8 protein-coding genes and 1 tRNA gene are annotated in these 8,860 nt (G+C 42.2%); 4 read left to right on the top strand and 5 right to left on the bottom strand.

Features of this window, described 5'->3' with window-relative positions; genetic code table 11:
- Positions 1 to 140: 140 nt before the first annotated feature.
- Positions 141 to 1,139 carry an Npun_R2821/Npun_R2822 family protein gene (locus PX482_RS13745; RefSeq protein ID WP_288059685.1) on the bottom strand — a complete coding sequence of 333 codons (999 nt, stop codon included), beginning with the start codon at positions 1,137 to 1,139 and terminating at the stop codon, positions 141 to 143.
- Between the two features lie 237 nt (positions 1,140 to 1,376).
- The gene (locus PX482_RS13740) at positions 1,377 to 2,882 is read right to left on the bottom strand and encodes a hypothetical protein (protein ID WP_288122556.1); all 1,506 of its coding nucleotides are present in this window, start codon (positions 2,880 to 2,882) and stop codon (positions 1,377 to 1,379) included.
- A gap of 127 nt (positions 2,883 to 3,009) precedes the next feature.
- Between PX482_RS13740 and PX482_RS13735 the strand changes: the two genes are divergently transcribed.
- Positions 3,010 to 3,082: transfer RNA gene (locus tag PX482_RS13735), tRNA-Glu, on the top strand.
- A gap of 20 nt (positions 3,083 to 3,102) precedes the next feature.
- Here the strand turns inward: PX482_RS13735 and PX482_RS13730 are convergent.
- On the bottom strand, positions 3,103 to 4,452 hold the full coding sequence (locus PX482_RS13730) for a sensor histidine kinase (RefSeq protein WP_002763386.1): 1,350 nt from the start codon (positions 4,450 to 4,452) through the stop codon (positions 3,103 to 3,105).
- 55 nt (positions 4,453 to 4,507) lie between these two features.
- The gene (locus tag PX482_RS13725) at positions 4,508 to 4,684 is read right to left on the bottom strand and encodes a hypothetical protein (RefSeq protein WP_288122554.1); all 177 of its coding nucleotides are present in this window, start codon (positions 4,682 to 4,684) and stop codon (positions 4,508 to 4,510) included.
- An 88-nt stretch (positions 4,685 to 4,772) separates the two neighbouring features.
- On the opposite strand from PX482_RS13725, the gene PX482_RS13720 reads away from it, so the two are divergent.
- The 3 genes from PX482_RS13720 to PX482_RS13710 all read left to right on the top strand — a co-directional run bounded on the left by PX482_RS13720 (position 4,773) and on the right by PX482_RS13710 (position 7,215).
- Positions 4,773 to 5,246: an EVE domain-containing protein gene (locus PX482_RS13720; RefSeq protein ID WP_002763387.1), complete on the top strand. Its 474-nt coding sequence runs from the start codon at positions 4,773 to 4,775 to the stop codon at positions 5,244 to 5,246.
- Positions 5,247 to 5,249: 3 nt separating this feature from the next.
- Positions 5,250 to 6,104, top strand: coding sequence for a prohibitin family protein (locus tag PX482_RS13715; protein ID WP_002763389.1), 855 nt, complete (start codon positions 5,250 to 5,252; stop codon positions 6,102 to 6,104).
- A gap of 460 nt (positions 6,105 to 6,564) precedes the next feature.
- Positions 6,565 to 7,215, top strand: coding sequence for a hypothetical protein (locus tag PX482_RS13710; RefSeq protein WP_002763390.1), 651 nt, complete (start codon positions 6,565 to 6,567; stop codon positions 7,213 to 7,215).
- Positions 7,216 to 7,541: 326 nt separating this feature from the next.
- Here PX482_RS13710 and PX482_RS13705 read toward each other — a convergent pair whose 3' ends face one another.
- Positions 7,542 to 8,537, bottom strand: a complete 996-nt coding sequence (locus tag PX482_RS13705; protein ID WP_002763391.1) for a DNA cytosine methyltransferase — start codon at positions 8,535 to 8,537, stop codon at positions 7,542 to 7,544.
- Positions 8,538 to 8,860 lie beyond the last annotated feature (323 nt).

Genomic DNA, 8,860 nt, shown 5'->3' with positions numbered 1-8,860 from the left:
GGGATCGGGGGTAAAATTCAGGTACTTTTTCCCTGAAAATTAGGTAACTGACTACCTCAAAATCGGTAAAACCCTACACCCCACACCCCACACCCCACACCCTGCCCCCACCAACAAACTTTTTCAGCAGACCCTAATTATTATTTTCCTAAACCGAGTTTTCTGGTTACTTTTTGCCAAAAGGTTGGGGTCGGTGGTTGATAGGGTTTGGGACTATCGGTAAAAACAGGACGTTGACTAGGTTCGTAGAGATAACGATAGTGTAAGAAAATATCTCGATAGGGAAAATCGAGATTTTCACCGCTACAAAGTCGCGTGAACAGAGAGGAAGATAAACCAATGTAGTGAAGGTATGTCAAACGTTTGTCGTGGTCATAAAGAATATTATCTAAAGCCTGAAAATGGGGAGAGGTGACACAGCAGCCGGTGCGTTCTTCTTTAGGCAATTGAAGAGCTAGATTATATATAGAAAAATTTGAGCGCATCATCATATAATTTAACAGAGGTTGATCTACTGCCATAGGATAAACTATTTCTGCTTCTCCTGCTCGCAATTGTTCTATGAGCCAATTACGGCGTTCCCCGTCAAATAAACCTTTTTTTGAGCCATAAAAACCCGAACAGAAAATTTCTTGGTTAAGACGTTCTTGGGGAAAGATTTCTAATAATTTTGGGGAAGTAACTTCATAAACGTGGGTGATATCTTTGTGCTGAAAATCGTAGACCACACAATCATAATTATCTAACTGTGCAAAAACCCGATCTAAGGGACTCATCAATAGGGTATCACCATCCATGTAGATAAAGCGATCGAACGGCCCATCAAAGGCACAATAACGACGATGGGTACCAAAACGATGATAACCTTTGCTACCAGCCTTTAACCAGCGTTCTTTAGCGGTAGGATGGGGTTCCCAAGCAGATTTAGCGAAATTATCCCAGAGATCGATCACTTCCCGATCATCAAATAACTCTACATTAGGACGTTGAGCAATTTCCGCCTTGATACGTTCGGTGTTGTCATCGTAGGGATAGACACAAACAGGAAGAGCTTTTCCTCCATTGACCTCGATGCTGTTGAGTAGGGCGACTAATTGATCGTAAATGCGATCGTTGGCTAAGGTACAGATACCGTCCATAAGTAATGCCAAGTAAAAAAATCAAAACTTATTATCTTTGCCGTTAGTTTAGCTTATTTTTGTCGATAAATTTCGGTAATTTGAGATTATGGTCATGACTTTAACTGCCGATCAGCCAATGCCCATTCAAAAGTGAAGTGCAACGCCTAAGATTGACAGAGGTAAGTCCCTAAAGATAGTCTCAAGTTTCTCACAACAGAAAGACTTCCCGATCGGCTATACCCAAAACCGATCGATTTAGCGTTTGCGTTTGAGTAATTTAGAAATGCGTCGATTGTACCGCAACCAACGCCAAATTTTAATAACTAATTCCTCCACCCATAAAATAATCGCATCTAATCCCTCTAAAATCCGTTCTAAGGGGTGTTTAACGTAGCCGACAGGGGTTGATTCGGTTTCTAACCATTCTTCGTTAATTGGTTGAATTATCTCCCTAGCGTAGCGGGGATCTAATTGGGTTGCGGGGGGGGATTCTCCAGGAGTAATTTCAGCGGCGGCCGGGGGGATTTTTTGTAAAGATTTATTTTGTTTTTCTTGACTAAAAGCTTTTTTTGTGCTATGAGGCTCGGCTGGTGTGCCTGGGGACTGGGGAAGGGGATAAGCGGGGTTAAGGCGCGGTTTTTCGGAGTCTTGGGGAGAAATAGCCAAGATATCGGCGGATTCTAGCCAAGGTTGCTCGCTGACGGCGGAAAATGTCAGGGATTGGCGAGAGGAAAAGAAGTGATCGATCGCCGCTTGGATGAGTTTGCCGATCGTGAAGGGATCCGCTTGGGTTTGTTTTTCTAGCCAATCCTGGAGACGTTGCTTGAAGGTGATCAGCAGAGAATTAGGAAGACTTAGGGGATATTTTGCCGATAAAGCGGGTGAATCAGCACTATATTCTAAATTATTCTTCTCTTTTGCCCAGAAATGCTCGATCGCCGCATAAATTAACCAATAAAGTCGCCAGAGATAGGAGGAATTTTTCTCGAGAGTCGGGGACTGGTTAACGAGATCGGAAGGTAGGTTAGAGGTGTGGCTAACACTGCTGGGGATTGCGGGAGAGATAGCGAGAAATTTAGCCTCGAAAATTGCTAATTTTTCGTCAATAACTTCTAAAATCGCTTGAGAATTTAAATTAGGCAGTGGTAAGGAGGGTGGTGTCGGGGTTTTGACGAGATGGGATTCCTGGAAGAGATTTATGGCGATCGCTATTTGCCCCTGTTGTTCCCAGCGTAGCAGGTTCCAAAACCAACGGATCGGGGGCAAGACAGGATTTTTGTCGGTAAAATTCGGTAATAAAGGCGGATATTGAGGATTTAATCGCTTAATTCTCCGTTTTTCGAGGGCGTAGTTAGCCAGTGCCGTCCTAATTTGTTTTTCTATTTGTCTTTGGGTTTGATTATCGGTGATTTTAACAGTCTGGTGATCGTTAGTGACGACAACTAAAGCGTGATCCTCTAGATCGGCTGCTATGCCAATAAATGCCGTTTCTTGGTCAGATAAGCTCTGTAGAAATTCTTTGATCGCATCCGTCCCCTCTTTGCCGGGGGGTGATAATTGTTTCTGGAGACTGTTCCCCAATTGATTAGCCGTCATCCGCAGGGATTGTACCAGCAAATAGACGGGATAGAGGGCTATTTGCAGGGCAATAGCGATCGCATTTTGACCGCGACGGGAGACGCGGCCGAGGTTATCTTTCAGACGGATCAAACGACGGTTGATCAGGTTGAACAGTCGGCTTTTATAGGGATCGGCAGCCATGGATTTTGGGCGATAACATCTTCAATTAGACTATCCTATTGTGCAAGGGCGGGATTAAAAAAATTTTGGCCAAAACCCTTGACTCCCGGAAAGATTATTGTTATATTTAAAAAGGTCTGAAATCCACGCCCCCATCGTCTAGTGGCCTAGGACACCTCCCTTTCACGGAGGCGACAGGGATTCGAATTCCCTTGGGGGTATGAAAAGAAGGTCAGAAGTGTCAAGCTTCTGACTTTTCGGTTTTTTTCTCCCGTTGATGGCTTTTCGGTAAGCTGACGGTGAAGATTGTTCCCCGATCGATCTGACTTTCGACGCTAATTTGTCCATGATGACTGAGGGTAATCGCTAAAGCGATCGCTAATCCTAATCCTGTTCCCCCGGAAGTGGCAGAATTTTGTCGTGCGGGATCGAGACGATAAAAGCGATCGAAAATATGGGACAAAGCAGCCTCGGGAATACCGATTCCGTTATCTTTGACGCGCACCAGTAACACCGATTGTCGATCGCGTTTACTTTTTTCCAATTCCACTGCCACATTTTTAGGCTCAGATTCGGGCAAAAAAGCGTGTTTTAGGGCATTAGAGATTAAATTTGTGAATAAACGTGCTAATTGATCCCAATCTCCCTGCATAGTAAACATTTCATCGCTGTAGGAAAAATCCTCTTGGTCCGGTTCCACAATCGACAAAGAGAGGGAAATTCCCTGCTTATCGGCGATTAAACGCTGTTCTTCCACCACTTCCATCAATAAAGCATCCAAAGGTACAGCTTGCTCGATCGGTTGGACGATGCCACTATCAGAACGGGCTAAAAAGAGCAGATCATTGACTAAATTGCCCAATCTTTCCGTTAAACGCTCGATCACTTGCAAGCGTTGATGGCCAGTTTGGGGATAGGAGATCGCCATTTGCACGTTAGTTTGGATAGTGGCGATCGGATTGCGTAATTCATGGGAAGCATCGGCGGTAAATTGTTTTAAACTCTGATAGGACTCTTTTACGGGTTGAATGGCTAAACCGGACAAAAACCAACCAATCCAGGCGACACTAGCAATCATCAGGCAAATTCCGAGGATTAAATCCAATAATAGCTGTCTAATCGGTTTTGTCACCTCAAACCAAGGATGACTTACCCGCAGATATCCCAAAACATAATGACCGATTTCCACCCTTTCGGTTACTTGTCGCAGCAGACGATTATCGGATAAGCGAATAGTTTCCCCTTGACGGTGGGGATGGAGGGGAATATCTAAGGATTCGGCCAGAGTTGACCAAAGTAGATTACCTTGGGGATCAAACCATTCCAAATCTATATGATCGTCCTCGACGGATTTACCCTGACTGGGAAAACTTGCCAGGGGATCGACGCGATAACGTCCTTGATCCGGGGGAATCGATTCGATCACGAGGGAACGATTTACCACCTCAATGATGTGTTTGAGGGTATCATCAATGCGATCCACTAGGGTATGGCGCACATAAAAATACATTCCCGTAGCGAGAAAAAGCAGTAGTATGGCAGTGACGGCAGTGTACCATAAGGCTAAACGGCGGCGAGTGGCTTGGAACACCGATAATCTATGGATTGGCTAGAGATTTTTAGAGCAATGTATCCTATTTTACAGCTTATTTGAGCGATTTAATAATCGAGAATAAATTATTTTTAGCTATAGGGAAAAACTGACGGTTGCCAAGAATAGCTAGACTTGAACGCTCATAGTCCTGAAAAATTGCCCCTAACAAAAGTATTTTTAGATACATTCTTCCCAATAATTGTTTGAGTAGAACTACAAAAGCAGTCAAAGTGAATTATATTTAACCCTATGGTGACAGGGCTGACAGGAACGGCTAAAAATATTTTTGAGCTTATGTGAATTAATCACAACTATAAATGATGAATTTAAATTACTGGTTAATGAAATCGGAACCCGATGTCTATAGTATCGGGGATTTAAAAAAAGATGGTCAAACTATTTGGGAGGGAGTGCGAAATTATCAGGCGCGCAATTTTCTCCGTCAGATGAAACGGGGAGATTTGGCCTTTTTTTATCATTCTAATACCACCCCGCCGGGGATTGTCGGCTTGATGCGAGTAGTGCAAACTGATATGATCGATCCCACACAATTCGATACCGATAGTCCCTACTATGATTCTAAATCCTCCCCAGATGCCCCGCGCTGGTGGACGGTTAAAGTTGAGTTTGAGCGCCTTTTTCCCCAACTGCTGCCCCTGGGAATTTTAAAACAAAATTTTACCGCCGATGAATTATTATTAGTAAGGACAGGAAATCGTCTGTCAGTGATGCCCGTTAATCAAGCAATTGCGGTAAAAATTCTCGCTTTAGTCGCTCATCAAGGAGTATAAACTGTGAACCAGAAAGATGCTATTAATTTACTTTCCCTGATCGGGGGATTATTGGCCACTATTGTCATTTTAGCGGCCTTTAATGCCTATGTGATTATCACCCCCGGACAAGCGGGAGTTTTAAGTGTGTTAGGAAAGGCTAAGGACGGGGTTTTATTGGAGGGATTTCACTTTAAACCTCCCTTTGTTTCTAGTGTCGATATCTACGATGTTACGGTGCAAAAATTTGAAGTTCCCGCCCAAAGTTCCACTAAAGATTTACAAAATTTATCCGCTAGTTTTGCGATTAATTTTCGTCTTGATCCGACTCAAGTAGTGGCAATTAGAAGAACCCAAGGTACCCTACAAAATATTGTCGCTAAAATTATCGCCCCTCAAACCCAAGAATCCTTTAAAATTGCCGCCGCTAAAAGAACAGTAGAGGAGGCAATTACTCGACGCAGTGAGTTAAAAGAAGACTTTGATAATGCCCTATCGACTCGGTTAGAAAAGTATGGTATTCTAGTCTTAGATACCAGTGTGGTAGATTTGAATTTTTCTCCGGAATTTGCTCGGGCTGTCGAAGATAAACAAATCGCGGAACAACGCGCCCAAAGAGCCGTTTATATCACCCAAGAAGCAGAACAACAGGCCCAGGCAGAAATCAATCGCGCTAAAGGGAAAGCTGAGGCACAAAGACTATTAGCAGAAACTTTAAAAGAACAGGGGGGAGGATTAGTTTTACAGAAAGAAGCGATCGAAGCTTGGCGCGAAGGTGGGGCGCAAATGCCCCGGGTTTTAGTCATGGATGGATCGGGAAAAAATAGCGTACCATTTTTATTTAATTATAGTGATTCTTTTCCAGAAAATACCCCCTAAATTCGGGTCTATTTAGCCCAATTATTTTCTCAAGATAAAGTCTTTCCCATCAAGAGGAAGTGTAACCTAAATTTGGTAAGCTGTTGACTATCTAAATTACTCGTTAAGACTATAGGGGAGAAGGGAGCAGGGAGAAGGAGTTTCAGCCTAAGTCCACCCCACTTCTCCCCATTCCAATCCCATGCCACCATCCCCAACCCAATCAAACCTCTAACTACAAGAAATATGACCTTGGGGTGCTTTTCGTTCAAAAATAACTTGATCGTAGATCGCCGACGAGTGTAAAGTGCGTTAGAAGGCTACCAATTCTGTTAAAAAACCCAAATCAACAATCCGCACCCCACGCAGCAACTTTATTCTTAAATTGGTGTTTCTGTCTTGGCTTATTTTGTTAGCAAGAACAGCCGAGAAACCTATTTGACGCTATCATGGAAACAGCGCTGTACTGCTTGCTAAATCAATGCTTACCCTCAAAACGAGTAAACTAACCCTTGCTGATGTTCAACGTCATCTCAATTTCCAAGAAAAGCTTGAGGATGTTTCATTTACAGAGCTTTTAGCTTTGGAAACCGTCAGCGACGCAGAAAAATTAGAACTTGTTCAAATCCGCAACGATTTTCGACCCTATTTGATGGAAGATAAAGCATCAGAAGGACAAGTGAAAGTTTTAACCCTATTTCCCCTATGGCGGTTAGCTGGTTTTTATCGTTATCCGATTAAGATTAGGGTTGAAGAAGGGATTGATAATATTATCCTTGTCGATGAAGATAAAACTATTAGCGGACGCTTTGATATTGTCACGGTGAATAATTCGATATCAACTGTCAATAATATCACTTTTTGGATTTTAGTAATTGAAGCTAAAGAGAGTGGAATCGAAGTACGTCAGGGATTACCTCAATTACTGACTTATGCCTACAATAGCTTAGAAAGACAACCCTCAGTTTGGGGATTAGCGACTAATGGCTTACAATATATGTTCGTCTATCTCAGACAAGAAACTAACCCCACTTATCAGATAATGCCAGAACTTAATTTAATGTATCCTCAATCAGCAATTAATCTGCTCCAAATTCTCAAGGCAATGGGTCAGCTAATTTTAGAGACATAAATTAGGACTCAAACAAGCTATAATCTCCTATGCCTTCTCTATACTTCTGCGGATTCCTTCTTTAGCAATAAACTTATCTAATACTAAATCTGTTGAGTATATGCTACATATCAGTAGAGTAGCAATTATTGTAGGTTGGGTTGACGCAAGGAAACCCAACCAAGAGTAACCTTTGGGGTGGTTGGGTTTCGCTTTTTCAGGCGAATTAAGCCATTTTCGACCCAGTATTGTTTCGCTCAACCCAACCTACGAGGCTGTCTATATAGGCAATTAAAAGCGTCTTGAATAATTACCACTATCTAAAACTCCTGAGTCGAAAATAAACTTCATTGAGTTGTTCGATTGAACGAGAATGAATTAGTTGATGCTTGCTCAATATCTAACAAAGACTCGATTACAGAATTAACCACAGCAGCTACGCAGGAAATCGCTACACTATTACCGGTTAATTTTCGCATAGTTTGATAACTGCCGACAATTTGATAATCATCGGAAAAACCTTGTAAACGTAGCATTTCCCTTGCTGTTAAGCGTCTTTTCCCATCCACTAACAAATAATTATAGGATGCTCCCGCTCGCAAGGCACAGGAATAGGGATAAGCACTGACATTTCCTCCTTTATTTTCGTGCCAGATAGTCGGTTCACTATAAGGTTTTTTTCCCTCTCTTTTCAGGAAGCGACTTTTTTGAATTCTTGCGGAAGCATAATAAAAATCCGAGACATTTTCTTCTAATATTTCCGTTAAAGTTGTTCTAGATAAAGCTGGTTTTGGCCAGATAAAACCCCGCGCTTCTCGGAAACCAACGATAAAAATCCGTTCCCGTTTTTGCGGTAAACCAAAATTAAGCGCATTCAAAACTCGGTAATCGGTATAGTAATCTAAATCTTGCAAAGTATCGAGAATAACTTCTAAGGTTTTTCCCTGTTGATGTCCCTGCAATTGCTTGACATTTTCCAGAATAAATGCTGCGGGTTGTTTGGCTTTTAAAATGCGGGCAATCTCAAAAAATAGCGTGCCTCTGGTATCTTCAAATCCCTTTAAATCACCACAAATACTAAAAGGTTGACAGGGAAATCCTGCCATTAAAATATCGTGATTGGGAATATCTAGGGCGGCGATTTCGGTAATATCTCCCTGGGGTTTGTCGCCAAAATTAGCGTGATAAATTGCCCGAGCGTCTTTATCTATATCACAGGAAAAGACACAATCAGATTCTAAGTTTTGTTGGCGACAAACTTGTTCAATAGCGACTCGAAACCCTCCCAAACCACAAAAAAGGTCAACAAAACGAATTTTCTGCTTATCTTTAAGTAAATTCATCGATAGTTGAGATTGTAGCGATAGGGATATTCTCTTTGATTTTAACTTATTCAACTTTCACCAAAGAGCGGACGGTAAATATTTCATTGGCGCTTGAGAGTAACAAACTGAAAACAGTCGTCATCCCTGGGGACATACATAAAAAAAGGATGGTGGGTTACGCTTCTTGAACCTCAGTTTTCGGCTCTTCGGTTTGTGTTATGCAATGGACGGGGGTTATAAGGGATGGAACCCTTATAGAGAAAGGCATTTAGCGATTTTTGTCAATTGTTTTTATCTAGAGCGAACTAATCAATTAAGTCTCTTGCCAGATAAGGATTTAG

It is taken from the genome of Microcystis sp. M53602_WE12, from assembly GCF_030065455.1.
GTDB lineage: Bacteria > Cyanobacteriota > Cyanobacteriia > Cyanobacteriales > Microcystaceae > Microcystis > Microcystis aeruginosa.
Note: the sequence above shows the minus strand (reverse complement) of the source record. Positions and strands in the feature narration are given on the sequence as shown.

Bases quoted from the DNA above. Each gene is read 5' to 3' on its own strand.
- PX482_RS13710 (WP_002763390.1), top strand. From the start codon at position 6,565: ATGCTTACCCTCAAAACGAGTAAACTAACCCTTGCTGATGTTCAACGT.
- PX482_RS13720 (WP_002763387.1), top strand. From the start codon at position 4,773: ATGATGAATTTAAATTACTGGTTAATGAAATCGGAACCCGATGTCTAT.
- PX482_RS13745 (WP_288059685.1), bottom strand. From the start codon at position 1,139: ATGGACGGTATCTGTACCTTAGCCAACGATCGCATTTACGATCAATTA.
- PX482_RS13740 (WP_288122556.1), bottom strand. From the start codon at position 2,882: ATGGCTGCCGATCCCTATAAAAGCCGACTGTTCAACCTGATCAACCGT.
- PX482_RS13705 (WP_002763391.1), bottom strand. From the start codon at position 8,537: ATGAATTTACTTAAAGATAAGCAGAAAATTCGTTTTGTTGACCTTTTT.